This is a genomic window from Nocardiopsis camelliae (assembly GCF_028993595.1).
Classification (GTDB): Bacteria; Actinomycetota; Actinomycetes; order Streptosporangiales; family Streptosporangiaceae; genus Nocardiopsis; species Nocardiopsis dassonvillei.
In genome coordinates, this window is record NZ_CP118614.1 from 5,045,961 (window position 1) to 5,063,172 (window position 17,212).

Annotated in this window: 13 protein-coding genes; 12 read left to right on the forward strand and 1 reads right to left on the reverse strand. The window is 72.9% G+C overall.

The annotated features are described in order from the left end of the window. Positions 1-52 precede the first annotated feature (52 nt). Entirely contained in the window at positions 53-1,876 is a 1,824-nt protein-coding gene (locus PV789_RS22005; RefSeq protein WP_274974344.1) for a calcineurin-like phosphoesterase C-terminal domain-containing protein, read from the reverse strand. Positions 1,877-3,164: 1,288 nt separating this feature from the next. On the opposite strand from PV789_RS22005, the gene PV789_RS22010 reads away from it, so the two are divergent. The 12 genes from PV789_RS22010 (at position 3,165) to PV789_RS22065 (ending at position 17,084) form a co-directional block, all read left to right on the forward strand. Continuing rightward, the gene (locus tag PV789_RS22010) at positions 3,165-3,689 is read left to right on the forward strand and encodes a PadR family transcriptional regulator (protein ID WP_274974345.1); all 525 of its coding nucleotides are present in this window, start codon (positions 3,165-3,167) and stop codon (positions 3,687-3,689) included. Continuing rightward, positions 3,686-4,414, forward strand: coding sequence for an ABC transporter ATP-binding protein (locus PV789_RS22015; protein WP_274974346.1), 729 nt, complete (start codon positions 3,686-3,688; stop codon positions 4,412-4,414). The genes PV789_RS22010 and PV789_RS22015 overlap by 4 nt, the downstream gene beginning before the upstream one ends. Then, the gene (locus PV789_RS22020; RefSeq protein ID WP_274974347.1) at positions 4,411-6,726 is read left to right on the forward strand and encodes an ABC transporter permease; all 2,316 of its coding nucleotides are present in this window, start codon (positions 4,411-4,413) and stop codon (positions 6,724-6,726) included. Before PV789_RS22015 ends, PV789_RS22020 begins: the two co-directional genes overlap by 4 nt. Before the next feature lie 580 nt (positions 6,727-7,306). Continuing rightward, complete coding sequence (locus PV789_RS22025) at positions 7,307-7,591, forward strand: hypothetical protein (protein WP_274974348.1); 285 nt, start codon at positions 7,307-7,309, stop codon at positions 7,589-7,591. After that, entirely contained in the window at positions 7,584-8,636 is a 1,053-nt protein-coding gene (locus tag PV789_RS22030) for a polyprenyl synthetase family protein (protein ID WP_274974349.1), read from the forward strand. Before PV789_RS22025 ends, PV789_RS22030 begins: the two co-directional genes overlap by 8 nt. Before the next feature lie 17 nt (positions 8,637-8,653). Further along, positions 8,654-9,817, forward strand: coding sequence for an oxygenase MpaB family protein (locus tag PV789_RS22035; RefSeq protein ID WP_274974350.1), 1,164 nt, complete (start codon positions 8,654-8,656; stop codon positions 9,815-9,817). A 231-nt stretch (positions 9,818-10,048) separates the two neighbouring features. Further along, positions 10,049-11,026, forward strand: coding sequence for a PfkB family carbohydrate kinase (locus PV789_RS22040; protein ID WP_274974351.1), 978 nt, complete (start codon positions 10,049-10,051; stop codon positions 11,024-11,026). 370 nt (positions 11,027-11,396) lie between these two features. Then, complete coding sequence (locus tag PV789_RS22045; protein ID WP_274974352.1) at positions 11,397-12,230, forward strand: MurR/RpiR family transcriptional regulator; 834 nt, start codon at positions 11,397-11,399, stop codon at positions 12,228-12,230. 83 nt (positions 12,231-12,313) lie between these two features. Continuing rightward, complete coding sequence (locus tag PV789_RS22050) at positions 12,314-13,489, forward strand: extracellular solute-binding protein (protein WP_274974353.1); 1,176 nt, start codon at positions 12,314-12,316, stop codon at positions 13,487-13,489. Between the two features lie 33 nt (positions 13,490-13,522). After that, positions 13,523-15,301: an ABC transporter permease gene (locus PV789_RS22055; RefSeq protein WP_274974354.1), complete on the forward strand. Its 1,779-nt coding sequence runs from the start codon at positions 13,523-13,525 to the stop codon at positions 15,299-15,301. Next, the gene (locus tag PV789_RS22060; RefSeq protein ID WP_274974355.1) at positions 15,298-16,452 is read left to right on the forward strand and encodes an ABC transporter ATP-binding protein; all 1,155 of its coding nucleotides are present in this window, start codon (positions 15,298-15,300) and stop codon (positions 16,450-16,452) included. The genes PV789_RS22055 and PV789_RS22060 overlap by 4 nt, the downstream gene beginning before the upstream one ends. Further along, positions 16,449-17,084, forward strand: a complete 636-nt coding sequence (locus tag PV789_RS22065; RefSeq protein WP_274974356.1) for a histidine phosphatase family protein — start codon at positions 16,449-16,451, stop codon at positions 17,082-17,084. The genes PV789_RS22060 and PV789_RS22065 overlap by 4 nt, the downstream gene beginning before the upstream one ends. Positions 17,085-17,212: the final 128 nt, after the last annotated feature.

Consider the following 17,212-nt stretch of genomic DNA (forward strand, 5'->3'; position numbering starts at 1 on the left):
CGAAGGGCCGCCACCCGTGCGGGGCGGCGGCCCTCCTGTCGCGAAGGCGCGACTACCTCCGGCCGACGACCTCGAACTCGAGGACGTCGGTGAACTCGCGGCCGTAGGAGTCGGTCGCGGTCACCTCGGCGGTGTGCTCACCGGTGTGCAGGTTCCTGGGCAGGTCGAACCGCCACAGGTGCATCGTCCGGTTGGCCAGGCTGCCGCCGTGGACGAGCTGTTGCGCGACCGCGTACGGGTCGGAGTACTCGACGCCGACGTTGACGGCCTCGCCCTCCATCTGCTGGGTGCGGGTGGCCTCCCGGGCCGGTCCGCCGTCGATGCTGACCTCGACCGTCGAGCCGGTGGAGCCGAAGAAGAAGTTGGTCGTCAGCCAGCTTCCGTGGGCCAGGTCCCTGCGGTCGACCACCAGGGGCTCCTCCAGTTCGGGGGCCTCGCCCACCGGGTTGCCGTTCCACTCCTGGCGCTCCCCGACCCACTCGCGGTAGGTCGGGCTGTTGATGCCCAGCTGCGTCTGCACGTCGTCGGTCTCGCCGGTGACGGTGTAGCGCTCCTGGAACTCGCTGCCCTGGATGTCCAGCGTCACCACGCCGGGGCGTCCGCCGTCGCGGCCGATCGCGGTCGGGTAGCCCTCCTCGCCGATCGCGCCGGAGTACCAGTCGCCCGAGATCGCGCCCGCGGTGATGTGCGGGAAGGGCAGGCCCTCGACACCGAACAGGTCGTTCCAGCCCTTGGCGCCGTCACCGGTCTTGAGGTTCTCGATGCTGTGGCTGTGGCCGGACACCGCCACGGCGCTGCGGCCCTCCAGCAGCTCGTGCACGCGCCGGACCTGGTCGGTCTGGTGCACCGGGGAGGTGGAGTCGGCGTAGTTGAGCAGACCGATGTGGCTGGCGACGACGACGAGCTTGTCGGGGTCGACGTTGGCCAGGTCGCGTTCGAGCCAGGCGAGCTGGTCCTCGTCGAGGCGGCCGTTGTAGGACGGGTCGCCCTCCGGGTCGGCGCAGTGCGCCTCGATGCCCGCGGGGCTGTCCTCGGCCGCGACGCACGGGTACTCGACGGTGTTGAGCGCGATGATGTGCGTGTTGCCGACGTCGTAGGAGTAGTACTCCGGAGCCAGCTGCGCGCGGTAGGTGTCGAAGGAGTGCTCGGAGCCGGGGGCGTCGAAGTCGAGGTCGTGGTTGCCCGGCAGGAAGCGGGCCGGGCCGTTGGTCTCGGCGACCAGGTCCTTGATCTCGGGGTAGAGCGACAGGTCGTCGCCGACGACGTCGCCGACGAACAGCGTGCCGCAGCCGGCGTAGTCGTGGCGCGCGGCCAGGTCGGCGATGGCGCCGTCGCGCGCGTACTCGATCTCCTGCCGGTCGTAGGTCTGCAGGTCTCCGGCCATGATGCAGCTCTGCGCGTCGGTGGCGGTCAGCTCGCTCTCCACCAGCGGGAAGTTGACCTCGGACGGCAGGGGGCCGGTCGGCTCGATCCCGCCGTAGCGCAGTTCCGGCGACCCCTCGGGCAGGTGGTTGTAGTGGAACTGCGGGATGTTGTGCTCGTCCATCGGCACCTGATAGCCCGAGGGCTGCGTGATGGACACCGTCATGTTGTCGAACGCGGGCAGTTCGTAACGGCCCTCGCTGTCGGTCAGCACCACGTCGCGGCCGTTGGTGACCATGACGCCGGACAGGCCGGCCTCCTCGCCGTCGCTGGCGCTGTCCCGGTCGGCGTCGACGAACACCTGGCCGGTCAGCACCGCGTCGTCGGCGGCTCCGGCCGGGGTGCGGACCACCTCGATCTCACCGCGGTAGGCGGTGTCGTCGAAGTTCTCCGACGGCGCCGCCGCGGCCGGGGCGGACACCGCGGTCAGGGAACCGGCGATGACGGCGGCCATCGAGGCCGCCAGCGCCGCGCGAGAGTAACGGCGTGTCCGCGGAGCACTCGGCGTTTGCGCACGTCGTGAATGTGTCGTTGGCATGCAGTTGCCTCCGGTCTGCGGGGGAGGGGGAGCAAAACCGGCCAGGGGGACCGGCGGGAAGCAACCTTTCTAGATATGGCTGAACAAAGGCCCAGTTGTCGGCCAACAGTCGGCCACCAGGCGGTGACCACTGGCGCGGCGCACTGATTATTCTCAGCCAGTTCTATCCCCATACGTTGTGAATGGCTAGGGCCGTCCGGGCGTTCTCTCCGTTCCGTCCCGGACTGGCTCGGGTCCTGCTTTCGGGACGGCCGCGAGGTTCATCCGGCCTCCTGGCGCACTTGTCCCCGAGAAAGTTCCGGAGCCGGGAGCCAGGCGTCGCCGACAAATGTCCGCGCACGTCAGCTAATGTCTACGCACGTCGGCCCGGGAAGCAAGGCGCAACTCCGTACACGCCGAAAAACCTCCGCGGAGCGGTGTCGGACGGCGCCCCTCGGCCGCCCCGGACGACACGCCCCCTCCGGTGACGGGACCGGCGCAGTGCGGCGTACATCCAGGTGAACCGCGGGTATCCCGACGCGGGGTTCCGGCCCCGTCGACGGCTCCCCGCGCCTGCCCCGCCGCCCCTCGGCGGCCCCGTCGCCCGCGGCGACGCCACGACCGGTGCCACCCTCGCGCGCCGCGACCCTTTCCTGTACCCTCTTCGTGGTCGCTTTTCGGATAAGCGGGAAGGTGCGAACGAAGATCAAGGCACTGGCTCCGATCAGTCTGGCTTCGTCTTTCCGGGGCCATTACCTCTGGCGGAGCGTGCCCGGGAACTCGCACTCCGACTCGGCCCGGCGACACTCCTGCAGTTCCTTCTCACCATCGCCGCGGGCCTGTTCATCTGCAAAGTCGCCTCGGGTACCGCTGATCTGCTCGTGAGAATCCTCAGGCACAAGGCCGTACAACGGTGGCCGGGCCTGGTGGCGGAAAAGCCGCGTCGCGGTTCGGCCGGAACAGGGGAATCAGTTCGGGGGCCGGCGGCGATCCGCAACGGGGTCCACGGTGACGTGTCGGGCGTCGTCGTCCAGGCCGGGCGCGTGGACCGGCTCCACATCCACCCCCGCGGCTGCGCGGCCCCGGACCGCCCCGGCCCGGCGGCCGCCGGGCCGCCGGAGAACGGCCCCGCCTGAGCGGGTTCCCGGAGGCGCGGACCGCGCCCGGGAACGGGACACATCACCTCTTCTCCGCCCGTCTATACACATTGTGTATAGTCGCCGCCATGTCTATCGGCAACACGCTGCTCGGCCTGCTCGAATCGGGCCCCCGCCACGGGTACGACCTCAAACGCCTCTTCGACGAGCGGTTCGGGCACGACCGGCCGCTGCACTACGGACAGGTCTACTCGACGATGTCGCGCCTGCTCAGGAACGGCCTGGTCGAGGTGGACGGTGTGGAGACCGGCGGCGGCCCCGAGCGCAAGCGCTACGCCGTCACCGACGCCGGTGTCACCGACGTCGGCCGCTGGCTCTCCACGCCGGAGAGCCCCGAGCCCTACCTCCAGAGCACCCTGTACGCCAAGGTCGTGCTGGCGCTGCTGACCGGCCGTGACGCCGCCGGACTGCTGGACGTGCAGCGGGCCGAGCACCTGCGCCTGATGCGTGAGCTCACCCGCCGCAAGACGGGCGGCGACCTCGCGGACCAGCTCGTCTGCGACCACGCCCTCTTCCACCTGGAGGCCGACATCCGGTGGCTGGAGCTGACCGCCAGCCGCCTGGACCGGCTCGCCGGGGAGGTCGGCGCGTGAGCGGCACCACCGCGGCGGAGGGCGCGGGGGCCCTGCTCACCGCCACCAGGCTCCGCAAGTACTTCGGTTCGACCGCCGCGCTGAACGGAACGGACTTCAGCATCGGCTCCGGCGAGGTCGTCGCCGTCATGGGCCCGTCCGGCTCCGGCAAGTCCACGCTGCTGCACTGCCTGGCGGGCATCCTCGACCTCGACGGCGGCACCGTGCACTACGACGGGCGTGAGCTGTCGGCCCTGTCCGACGCCGAGCGCAGCAGGCTCAGACGCAGCGACTTCGGCTTCGTCTTCCAGTTCGGCCAGCTCGTCCCCGAACTGACCTGTGTGGAGAACGTGGCGCTCTCCCTGCGCCTGACCGGCGTCGCCCGCAGGCGCGCGGAGGCCTCCGCGGCGGAGTGGATGGCCCGCCTGGAGGTGGACGACGTGCGCGACAAGCGCCCCGGCCAGGTGTCCGGCGGACAGAGGCAGCGGGTGGCCATCGCGCGGGCGCTGGTGTCCGGGCCCCGGCTGCTCTTCGCCGACGAGCCCACCGGCGCGCTGGACTCGCTCAACGGGGAGCGCGCCATGGAGCTGCTCACGGGCGCGGCCCGCGACACCGGGGCCGCGGTCGTCCTGGTCACCCACGACGTCCGGGTGGCCGCCTACTCCGACCGCGAGGTCGTCGTCCGCGACGGCCAGGCCCTGGGCCCCGCCCTCGGCCCCGCCATCGGGCCCATGGGGGCGACGTGATCGGCCGGTGGTACCGCGACCTGGCCATGGGCGCGGAACTCACCCTGGGCGGCGGGCGGGTCGGCTGGACGGGGACGCTGCTCACCGCGCTGGGCGTGGGCCTGGGGGTGATGGTGCTCCTGCTGGCCGCCGCGGCGCCCTCGGCTCGCGCGGCGGGTCAGGAGCGGATGGACGCGCGGGCACCGGTGTACCTGGAGCGGGGCGCGCCGACCAGCGGTGCCGCGGTCCTCGCGGCCCCCCGGGTCGTCGAGTACCGGGGCGACATGTTCACGGGCATGCTGCTCGAAGCGCCCGCGGGGCCGGGGACGCACGTGCGCCCGCCGGGGATCGACCGGGTGCCGGAGGCGGGCGAACTCCACGTCTCCCCCGCCCTGCGCGACCTCCTGGACTCCCCCGGGGGCGCCCTGCTCGCCGAGCGGTTCGACGGCGCCGCGGTCACCGGCCTGATCGGCGCCGAAGGGCTGCGGGGACCGCGCGAGCTCTACTTCTACCTGGGCACGGACTCCCTCTCCCGGTCCCCGGTCCCGCACGCCGCCTCCGGCTTCGGCGCGGACCTGAGGGACGGCGGCATGTCCGCGGCCCTCGTCCTGCTCGTCGTCGTCATCATCGTGGTGCTGCTGCTGCCGATCGCCGCGTTCGTCCTCACCGCGACGCGCTTCGGGGCCGAGCGGCGCGACCAGCGCCTGGCCGCGCTGCGGCTGGTGGGCGCGGACAGGGCGATGACGCGCAGGGTCGCCGCGGGCGAGTCCCTGGTCGGCGCGGTCCTGGGCCTGGCCCTGGGCGCCGGGTTCTTCCTGGTGGCGCGGACCTTCGCCGACGACGTGCGGCTCCCGGGCCCGGGCGTGCTGCCCGCGGACCTCACGCCGGCGCCGCCGCTCGCCGCCCTCGTCGTGGTGCTCGTCCCGGCCAGCGCCGTCCTGGCGACGCTCCTGGCGCTGCGCGGGGTCGAGGTCGGTCCGCTGGGCGTCTTCCGGGAGGGCGCCGACCGGGGTCGGCGGCTGTGGTGGCGCGTGGCGGTCCTGGCCGTCGGCTGCGCCGTCCTGGCCGCGCTCGGGCGGGGAGGAGGCTCCGAGGGCACGGAGTGGGCCGTCGCCGCCGGTGTGGCGGTGGCCCTGACGGGGTTCACCCTGCTGCTGCCGTGGGTCGTCGAGGCCGTGGTGGGCCGGCTGCGCGGCGGTCCGCTGTCGTGGCAGATGGCCACGCGGCGCCTCCAGCTGAACGGCGGGATCGCGGCCCGCACCGTCAGCGGGGTCACCCTGGCCGTGGCCGGGGCGATCGCGCTCCAGATGCTGTTCTCCGCGATCGCCGCCCGGGTCCCCTCCGACGGCGGCCCGGAGCCCGGACGGGTGGGGATGATCGCCTCGGCCACGGTGGGGAGCAGCGCCGAGGCCGCGGAGTTCGCCCGCGACCTCGGCGGCGCCAGGGGTGTGGAGTCCTCCTCCCCCTTCCTCCTGGCCCACCTCCCCCCGGCGGACGCCCCGCCCGGCCCCGACGACCCCTCACGGACGCGGGCGGTGGTCGTCGCCGACTGCGCGACCCTGGGCGGGCTGATCGCGTTCTCCTCGTGCGCCGACGGCGACGCCTTCGTCTCGGGTGAGGGGGCCTCCGCCGTGCGCGCGGGGGACCGCCTGGACCTCGACAACGCCCCTCGGGGCGGCTCCGCCTCCGGGCCCCGCACCTGGACCGTCCCGCCGGTGCGCGGGGCCGAGGCCGCGGACGGCCCGGTCGGGCAGGAGTACCGGGGGCTGTTCGTCACCCCGTCCGCCCTTCCGGTCGAGGAGCTGGAGTACCTCCAGTCCACGGTGCTCGTCACCCTGGACGGGAGCGACCCGGACGCGGTCGAGCACGTGCGCAACCACGTCGGGATCGACAGCCCGGGAATCCGTCTGCGAGTGCTGCACCAGGAGGGCGGCGGCACCCTGTTGACGTCCATCGGCGACGCGCTCCGGGCCGGTGCGGTCCTGATCATGCTGGTGATCGGGGCGAGCATGGTCGTCTCCACGGTGGAGCAGCTGCGGGAGCGCAGGCGGCAGCTCTCGGTGCTGGTCGCCTTCGGGACGAGCCGTGCCACGCTCGCCGCGTCGGTGCTGTGGCAGACCGCGATCCCGGTGGTGCTCGGCCTGGCGATCGCCGTCGGGGGCGGGACCGGGCTCGGGCTCCTCCTGCTGCGGCTGGCCGACCTCCCGGTCACCGACTGGCTGGGGTTCCTGCCGCTCGTGGGCGCCGGATTCGGCGTGATCGCGCTGGTGACGCTGGCGAGCCTGCCCTGCTTGTGGCGGATGACGGGCCCCGAGGGCCTGCGCACCGAGTGAGGCCGGGGAGCGCGGCGGGGTCGTGGAACCGGTGTCCGCGGCCCCGTCGGGCGTTCGGGGGCCGGTAGCGCCGGAGGCCCCCGCTTCGGGGGGACCGCGGGAAAACCCGGATCGCCCATATCACCTTTTGTCAGGAATAGAGACGAACGCGTTTTCCACACCCCCCGGACGCGAACCCCCTCCGGGATTCACCGAACCCCGGAAGCGCCCCCGGAACCCAGCGGGGATCACCCCGGGGCGAGCCGAATTCCGGCGTTCCGGACCGCCCTCCTTCGGCGTTCGACCCAGCCCCAACCCCGAAGCAACGCTGCGGCGACAACCTGCGAAAACACGGACAATCCGCACGACGACACCGGTTTTTATCCACCCGTGTCCGTTTGCTCCTTTCCCTTTTTTCCGCCGACTTTCACCAAACCAAACCAGATCACACCATTGCGTTGACAAAAACCGTGATGGCCGAAGATGATCACTCCACGAGGACCGCGGCGGACCTCCGGCCGCCGGACGGTGTTCTTCCTCGGGCGCCGCCGTTTCCGGCCGCCGTCCTTTCCGTGCCGATCGGGAACAGGGGGTGTACGCCGTGGCGCACACCGATGACGAAGCGGGCGCCGACCGCGCGCGGGAGCCGCTGCTGGTCGCCGCCGGGGTGGCCGACCTGGCATGGAGCGGGATCGGCGCGGCCCTGCGGGGAGCGCGGTCGCTGCTGAGCCGGTCGGACCTGGCCGAGCTGGTCCGGGACGGTCGGCGGGACCTGCGCGAGCGCGGCGAACTGGCGCTGCGGCGGTACGCTCCGACGGCCGAGTCCCACATGGAGCTGCTCGCCCGGCGGGCCGCCGCCTCCCGTCCCGGCCAGAGCGATGGCTGAGACCGGGGAGCAGGCCCTGCTCCGGACACGGGTGGACGCCGAACTCCGGGAGTTCGCGCGCCGGGAGACGGACCGCCTCCTCTCCATCGACGCCGACCTGCTGCCGGTGGCCGAGCAGTTGGACGTGGCGGTGACCGGGGGCAAGCGCCTGCGCGCGTCGTTCTGCTACTGGGGGTGGCGCGCGGCCGGGCAGCCGGACAGCGACGCGCTGGTCAGGGCAGCCGCCGCGATGGAGCTGGTGCACGCCGCGGCCGTCGTCCACGACGACCTCATCGACGAGAGCCCGATGCGGCACGGCGTGCCGAGCGCCCACGTCGCCCTGCGCGCGGCGTTCACCGGCAGGCCCAGACCCCACGCCGGGAGCCGCGCCCTGGCCCTGCTGACCGGCGACCTGCTCATGTCGTGGGCCGCGGAGCTGTTCCTGTGCTGCGGCCTCCCCTCGGCCTACCTGTCCCGCGCCCGTGAGCTGTGGCTGGTCATGGCCCGGGAGCTGATCGCCGGGGAGTGCCTGGAAATCCTGCGCACCGGCTCGCCGCCCGACACGGGCCGCTCGCTCCAGGTGATCCGGTACAAGACGGCCAAGTACACCGTCGAGCACCCCCTGCGCATCGGCGGCGCGCTGGCCGGCGCCCCGGGCGCGGTGATGGAGGCCTTCACCGCCTACGGGCTCCCCCTGGGCGAGGCCTTCCAACTGCGGGACGACCTGCTGGGGCTGTTCGGCGACCCGGAGCTCACCGGCAAGTCGAACCTGGACGACGTCCGGGGCAACCGGCCCACCGTCCTGCTCGCCGAGACCTGGTCGGCCGCCACCGCGGCCGAGCGCCGGGAGCTGCGCGGCCTGCTCGGCCGCCGCGGCCTGGACGGGGAGGGCCTGTCCAGGGTCCGGTCGATCATGCGGCGCACCGGGGCGCCCGAACGCGTCGAGGAGATGATCGGCGAGCGCGTCCGGGCCGCGACCGACGCCCTCGACCGCGCCGACCTGCCGGACGGGGCCTCCGCCGCCCTGTCGCAGATGGTGACCTCGGCCGCGGCCCGACACTCCTGACCCCAGGAAGGGATCCCATGTCCTACACACCGGAGTCCATGGACGCGCTGCGTCTGATGGGCGACGAACTCGCCGACGCGACGGTGGAGACGCTCTTCGAACGCGGGGAGGTCGGCAAGTTCAACACGCTCATGCGCTACTTCTCCAACGCCGGACAGGACCTGCCCGACGGGCTGCCCGACGTCGCCCGCGAGTACCTGCACGCCACGGCAGCGCCGCCCTCCTGGGTCGACTGGGACGAGATGGAGAGGGCCCGTCTGTTCTTCATCGACAACAACGTGCACATCTCCACCGCCCTGGCCTTCTCGTCGATGCCCGCCTGCTACGTCGTCCCGCACGTGGCCAGGCTGCTCAGCGCCACCCACGCCCTGGAGTACCCCTCGCGGCGCATGGCCGAGACCGGGCAGTTCACCGTGTACCTGATGCAGCCCGACGCGTTCGAGGCGGGGAGCCGGTTCGTCCCCTCGGCCCAGAAGGTGCGCCTGCTGCACGCCTCCATCCGCTACCACATGCGCCGCGAGGGCCGCTGGGACGTGGACGCGCTCGGCACGCCGATCTGCCAGGAGGACATGATCGGCGGCCAGATGATCTTCTCCATCCAGGTCCTGGACGCCCTGCACCGGCTGGGCGTGCACATGACGGCCGAGGGCGCGGAGTCCTACTACTACGCCTGGCGCATCGTCGGCGCCATGCTCGGTGTCAGCACCGAACACGCTCCGGCCGACGTGGCCGCCGGCCGCGAGTTCTCCGACCTGTACATGACCCGGTACATGGGCCCCTCCGAGGAGGGGGCGCACCTGACCCGCCAGCTCATCGACCTCTACGAGGAGGTCGTGCCCGGAACCCTCCTCGACCCGGTGGTCGCCGCCCTCGTCCGCTACCTCATCGGCGACACCTGCGCCGACTGGCTCCGGGTTCCGCGCAGCGCCTGGGACACGGCCGTCAGGGCCTCCCCCGCCCTGCTCGGGGTCCTCGAACGCGTCGAGGACGGCTCCCCGCTGGGCGCGTGGGCCCTGGACCGCCTCGGCCACGTCACCACCCACCTGGAGCTGAGCTCCCTCACCCGCGGCCGGGTCATGCAGTACGCCATCCCCGAACGGCTCAGGGACGAGTACGGCGTCCCCTCCCGCGCCTCCCGCGCCCAGCGCTGGACCCCGCCGCCCCCGGTTCCCCAGCTCTAGGGACGGACGGCCGGTCCCGCGCGCCGGTGACCCCTGAGAACCCGGTGGCCCCTGCGACCCCTGTGGTCAGGGTGGCCCGGGAGACCTTCGCGAGGAGGGCTCCCGAATGCGGCGGAGGCTGCCGGGGGACCGCCCCCGGCAGCGACCCACCCGGTGGGTCCCCTCCGCGTTCGCCGCTGGGATGATCGCGGGGCCGACGCCACGGTCGGCGCAGTCGAGGGGAGCCCTGCCGTGACCGGACGCCTTGTGCACGTGGGACCGGTGATCATCGACGTCGTGATGGCGGTCGACGCCCTCCCCCGGGCCGGGGAGGGCGTGTTCGCCTCCTCCGCCCGGACCCTGGTCGGAGGCGGTTTCAACGTCGTCGCCGCCGCGGCGCGGGCGGGCATGGAGGTGGTCTACGCGGGGGCGCACGGAACCGGGCCCCACGGGGACCTGGCCCGGGCCGCGCTGCGCTCCGAAGGGGTGGCGGTGGCGCACGCCCCCTCCCCCGACGCGGACACCGGCTTCTGCGTGGCCCTGGTGGACGGGGACGCCGAACGCACCTTCGTCACCCGGCTGGGCGCCGAGATGGACCTGTCCCCGGACCGGCTGCGCACCCTGCGGCCCGAACCGGGGGACTTCGTCTACACGGTGGGGTACTCGCTGCTGCCCGGGCCGCGCGCCGACGACCTGCTCACCTGGATCGGGGGGCTCCCGGAGGGGGTGCGCCTGGTCCTGGACCCGGCTCCGGTCGTGGGCGACGTCCCCGGGCCGACCCTGGACCGGGTCCTGGCCCGCGTGGACCTGCTCAGCCTCAGCGCCGCCGAGGCCGCGACCGTGACCGGGCGCTCCGTCCCCGAGGAGGCCGCCGCTCTCCTGCTCCCCCGGATCCGTCCCGGCGGCACGGTGGTCGTGCGCGACTCCGCGCGGGGCTGCGTGGTGGCCGGTGGCGGGGACGGGACAGTGTCCGGGGGCGCCGCCGCCCGGCGCGTGCCCGGTTTCCCCGTGCGCGCCGTGGACACCAACGGCGCGGGCGACGCGCACGTGGGCGTGTTCACGGCCGCGGTGGCCGACGGTCTGGACCCGCTGGCGGCCGCCCGCCGGGCCAACGCGGCCGCCGCCATGGCCGTCACCCGCCGCGGCCCGGCCACCTGCCCCACCGCCAAGGAGACGGACGTCTTCCTGGAGGAGGCCGAGGGTGACGGGGACCCCGGCCGGGGCCGGTGAGCCGGACGGGAGCACTGCCGGTGATCCGGCCGGGAGCGCCGCCGTCCCGGAGCGTGGGGCCCGGCCCGTGTCCCGCCCGTTGTCGGCGCTCCGCCCCCGCCACAGGCACGAGGCCGCGGGGAGGGGACGGTCGGCGCCGCACCCGCCTTCACCTGCCTTCACCTGCCTTCACCTGCCTTCACCTGCCGGAAGCAACCACCGGACCCACCTGCGGTTTTCGGGACGCGTCCTGACCTCCGGCTTGCCGCCGGGCGATCCGCGGGTGAACGCCCGACCGGTTCGCGGGGAGAGGGTGAAGTCCCCATGAACCGAAAATAAAGTTGCAGGAAAAACAGCCTGTGCAAGAAAACTTGCTTGTATCGTGGGCGCTGTGAACCTCCAGGAACGCATGAGCGAGTACCGCGACCGGCTGACGAAGTCGGACCGGGTCCTCCTCGACGAACTGCTCTCCAACCCCGCCGAGGCCCCCCTGTGGCGGGGCGGGGAGGTGGCCCAGCGCGCGGGGGTCCACCCCGCCGCCGCCACCCGGCTGGCCCAGCGGCTGGGCTACCAGGGCTACCTGGAGCTGCGCGAGGACCTGCGCGAGGCACACGAGGCACGCCTCAACGGCGCGGGCGACCGGTTCCGGGCCGAACTCCGGGGCCAGGGGCAGGCCAGCGTGCTGGACACCCTCCTGGCCACCGAGCTCGACTCCCTCGCCGCGGTCGGCAAGCACGTGAGCCAGGCCCAGATCGACGAGGTGGCCGACCTCCTCGTCGGCGCGCGTGTGGTCTACCTCTTCGCGCGCGGCAACTCCGGGGTCCTGGCCGAACTCCTCGACAGCCGGCTGCGGCGGTTCGGGATGCGCCCGGTCAACCTCGTCGGCCCCGGCCGCGAGGTCGCCGAACGCGTCCTGGCGATGTCGGACTCCGACGCCGTCGTGTCGTTCGCGTTCCGCCGCGCTCCGCGGGGCCTCACACAGCTGTACGCACACGCCTCCGAGGTCGGAGCCCGTTCCGTGCTGGTCACGGACACCCTGCACACCCTCGATCCGGCTCCGACCACCGTGCTCTCGGCCCCGCGCGGACACCAGGAGGGCTTCTCCTCCCTGAGCGTCCCGATGATGATCGCGAACGCCATCGTGCTCACCGTCGCCCAGCGCCACCCCGAGACCATCCTGCCCGCCCTCGACCGCCTGGACGACCTGCTCAACGCGTTCGACTGACGCCGGTCTCCCCGTCCCCCGCGACGGCCGGACCACCCCGGCCCCGCTCCCGCCTGCGCGAAAACCGACGCAAAGGACCTGTCATGCGCACTTCGAGACTGCTCTCCGCCTCCGTCGCCCTCCCGCTCGCCGTGACGCTCGCCGCCTGCGGCGGCGGCACCCCCGAGGCCGCAGACACCGCCGACACCGGCGAGGCCGCCCAGCCCCACGAACTCGACGACGCCACCCACGAGGAGCTCGTCGAACTGGCCCAGCAGGAGGGGGAGGTCACCGTCTACTCCTTCACCTCGCGCATCGCCTCCGTCGAGGAGGCCTTCGAGGCGCAGTACCCCGGCGTCGACCTCATCGGCCACGACATCGCCTCCTCCGAGCAGATCACCCGCCTCCAGTCCGAGGCCCAGGCCGGAACCCCGTCGGCGGACGTCGCCTACATCTCCGACGCCCCGGTGGTCATCACCGAACTCGTCGCGGGCGGCATCCTCCAGAACTACGTCCCCCAGCGCGTCGCCGAGACCGTGCCCGAGGAGTACCAGCAGCCGCTGCTGGCCAACCGGCTCTCGACCAAGATCCTCATGTACAACGAGGAGGCCCACCCCGACGGCAGCCCGATCCAGAACCTGTGGCAGCTGACCGAGGAGGAGTGGAACGGCAAGGTCGTCATGGTCGACCCGAGCGTGCGCGGCGACTACCTCGACCTCATGACGGAGATCGTCCAGCGCTCCGACGAGATGGCGCAGGCCCACCAGGAGCACTTCGGGTCCGAGGTCGAACTCGACGAGGGCGTGGAGAACGCCGGGCAGCAGTTCATCAAGGACCTCTACGCCAACGGCCTGGTCCTGGTCGACGACACCGACAACGTCAACGCGGCCGTGGGCGCGACCGGGCAGGAGGACCCGCCGGTCGGCATCACCTCCTACTCCGACCGCCGGGACAACGAGGAGGAGGGCTGGGCGCTCCAGGCCTCCCTGGGGACCGCGCCGTCGCTGGGCATCACCTTCCCGGCCTACATCGGCATGGTGCAGGGCTCCGACAGCCCGGCCGCCGCGCGTCTGGTCGCCGACTTCCTCATGGGCGACGACTCCGCGACCGGCGGTCCCGGATACGAGCCCTTCTACGTCCCCGGCGACTACCCGGTCCGCACGGACATGGAGATGCCCGAGGACGCCGCGCCCCTGGACGAACTGGGCGCCTGGGACATCGACCCCGAGGAGACCGCCCGGGTCCGCGACGACGTGGCCGACTTCCTCCTGACCCTGTAGAACCCCCGACTCCCCCGTCAGCGAAAGGAAGCCATGACGACGGCACCCGCCCCCCGCCGCACCGCGGTCGGCACCACGGTGGCCCGTGCGCGCACGGCACTGAGGCAGCCCTCCGTGGTGCTGGGAGCCGGCACCCTGCTCGTACTGTTCGTCCTCGTGGTGGCGCCGCTCAGCGGACTGGTCAACACGACCCTCCAGAGCGGCAACCGCGAGGCGTGGGCGGACGTGTTCGCCAGCCCGATGTCGGAGAACCTCCTGTGGAGGCCGATGGGCAACTCGATCCTCATGGGGACCGCCACCGCCGTCTGCTCGACGGTGGTGGGCGGGTTCCTCGCCTGGGTGGTCGTGATGACCCGCATCCCGGGGCGCAGGGCCCTGGGGCTGCTGGCGACGATCCCGTTCGCCCTGCCGAGCTTCGCCCTGGCGCTGGCGTGGGAGTCGGTCTTTCGCAACGACCTGATCGGCGGGTCCACCGGGATCCTGATGAACCTGGGCCTGGACGTCCCGGACTGGCTGGCCTGGGGACCCGTACCGATCGCCGCGACCCTGACGGCCCACTACTTCTCGCTGTCGTTCATGCTGGTCGCCGCGGCGCTGGCCAGCGTGAACGGCGACCTCATGGAGGCCGCCGAGATGACCGGGGCCTCCACGCTGCGGGTGGCCCGGGACATCGCCCTGCCGGTCGTGGCCCCGGCGATGATCTCCGGCGCCCTGCTCGCCTTCGCCGAGGGGGTCTCCAACTTCGTCACACCGGCCCTGCTCGGACTGCCGGTGCGGTTCCACACGCTCTCCACCCGTCTGTACGGGGCGATCTCCACCGGTGACGTCGCGCGCGGGTACGTGCTCTCGATCGTGCTCATCATCGTCGCCGCGATGATCATGTACGCCTCGACCCGCATCACCGGGGGCAGGCGCAGCTTCGCGACGATCACCGGCAAGGGCGGCCGCCGCCGGGGCGTGGACCTGGGCCCCTGGGGCTGGCCGGTGGCCGGGCTCGCCTGGCTGCTGGTCACGTGCACCACGATCGTGCCCGGACTCGTGCTCGTCCTGAGCTCGCTGACCCTGCGCACCAACGACTTCGCCTCCGGGCTGACCCTGCACTACTGGATCGGCGACTCGGACCCCGCGCTCGCCCAGGGGCAGCGGGGCGTCCTGAACAACCCGCAGATCCTGGAGGCCACCTGGAACACCGTCCTGCTCGGGGTGTGCGTGGCGGTCGGCGCCGGTGTGCTCGGACTGCTCATCTCCTACGTCATCACCCGCTCCAACGGCCCGAGGTGGCTGGTGGGAACCATGAGCGTCACCTCGTTCGTGCCCTTCCTCATCCCCGGCATCGCGCTGGGCGCGGCCTTCATCGCGCAGTTCGGGGCGCCCATCGGCCCGCTCCCGAGCCTGTACGGGACGTTCGCGATCCTCGTGCTGGCCGGGATCGCGGCGACGATCCCGTTCTCCGTCCGGTCGGGCACCTCGGCCCTGAGCCAGGTGTCCAGGGACGTCGAGGAGTCCGCGGTGATGGCGGGGGCCGGGCTGATGCGCAGGATCGGCGCGGTCATCGCGCCGCTGACCGCGCGCGGCCTGTTCACCGGCGGGGTGCTGGTGTTCGTCCAGATGGTGCGCGACCTGTCCCTGGTCGTGCTGCTGGCGACCCCGGCGATGCCCGTCCTGGCCGTGCTCACCTACCAGTACTCCTCGGAGAACTTCACCCAGTTGGCCAACGCGGTCACCGTGGTCATCGCGGTCATCTCGGTCGCGGCAACCGTCATCGCGCGGCGCTTCGAGGGCGCCGCCCAGCCCTGGAACTCCAACTCATGACCCCGACGCCGCGCGCCCGGCAGGCCGAAAGGACCGACATGCGCCCCGAGACCTCCTCGGCCGCCCTGACCATCACCGACCTGCGCAAGGACTTCGGCGGCACCGCCGCCGTGGACGGCGTCTCGATCGAGGTCCCGGCGGGCTCCTTCCTCGTGCTGCTCGGACCGTCCGGCTGCGGGAAGACGACGACCCTGCGGATGCTCGCCGGACTGGAGAACCCCACCGGGGGCGAGATCCGGTTCGGCGACCGCGTCATCGCCCGCGGCGACGGGACCGAGATCGTGCCGCCCGCCGAGCGCGAGGCCGGTCTGGTCTTCCAGTCCTACGCGCTGTGGCCGCACAAGACCGTGCGCCAGAACATCGCCTGGCCGCTGACCGTGGCCAAGTGGTCCAAGGCCGACCGGCGGGCCCGCAGCGAGCAGGTGCTGTCGATGCTGTCGATCGAGGACCTGGCCGATCGCTACCCGGGGGAGATCAGCGGCGGCCAGCAGCAGCGGGTGGCGATCGCCCGCATGATCGCCCCGCAGCCCAAGGTGCTGCTCTTCGACGAACCGCTGTCCAACCTCGACGCGAAACTGCGGGTGGACACCCGGGGCGAGCTGATGCGCGTGCACCGCTCGACCGGCGCCACGAGCGTCTACGTCACGCACGACCAGGTGGAGGCGATGACCATGGCCACGCACATCGCGCTCATGAAGGACGGCCGGATCGAGCAGTTCGGCACGCCGCGGGAGCTGCTGGAGTCGCCGCGCACCGCGTTCGCCGCGACGTTCGTCGGCACGCCCCCGGCCAACATCATCGAGTGCCGGGCCGAAGGCGGTCGGTTGTCGGCCCTGGGCGCCGACTGCGGCGCGGCTCCCGCGTCGGTCCCGGACGGGGTGGTGCGGGCGATGTACCGGGCGGGTTCGCTCGGGATCGACCGCGACGCGTCCGCGCCCGGCTGCCTGGAGGCGGTCTTCGCCGACCAGGTGCCGATGGCCGACAGGTGGGTCGTGGGCGTGGACCTCGCCGACGGCACCCGGGTGAACGTCTCCCGGGACACGCCGGTCGACCTGCTGCCCGGGGACGCGGCCGGTCTGCGGCTGCCCGAGGCGCCGGACGCCTACTTCGACGCCGCGGGCGACCGCCTGGACACCGGGGCGGTCCGATGATGCGGCTGTTCCTGGTCCGCCACGGCGAGACCGCGTGGAACGGTGAGCGCCGCCTCCAGGGGCAGCAGGACATCGGGCTGTCGGAGGCCGGGCGCTGCCAGGTCGCCGCGCTGGCGGAGACGGTCCGCTACCTGGACCCCGGCTACGTCGTCACCTCCGGGCTGTGCCGTACACAGGAGACCGCCGAGGTCCTCGGGGTCAGCCCTGACGCGCGCGACCCCCGGCTCAACGAGGCCTACCTGGCCGACTGGGAGGGGCGGTACTCGGCGCAGATCAAGGAGGAGGACGGCGGTGTGTACGCCGCGTGGCGCGCGGGGCGGTTCCACCCCCCGGGCGCGGAGAGCTTCGGCGAACTCACCGACCGGGTGGTCGAGGGGATCGGCGCCGCCGTCCGCCGGGCGCACGCCGACGGCCACCGGACGCTGCTGGCGGTCACCCACGGAGGGCCGGTGCGGGCCTTCCTCGTGGCCGCCGTCGGGCTCGACCCGGCGCGGACGGTGCCCAGCCACCCGGCCAGTCTGAGCATCGTGGACGTCGACCCCGGGGCCGCCTCCCTCACCGAACCGGGTGCGGCCAGGCTCCGGCTGTTCAACTACTCCCCGGCGATGTCGCCGTTGGATCCGCCGGACTGACGGACGTCGCCGGGGCGGGAACGCTCGTGCGGCGTTCCCGCCCCGGCGACGGGCCGGTCCGGCGGGTTCCACGGCCGGCGCGCGGATCATCCCCGCACCAGAGCCCGGCCGGTCCCCGCGCGCTGGCG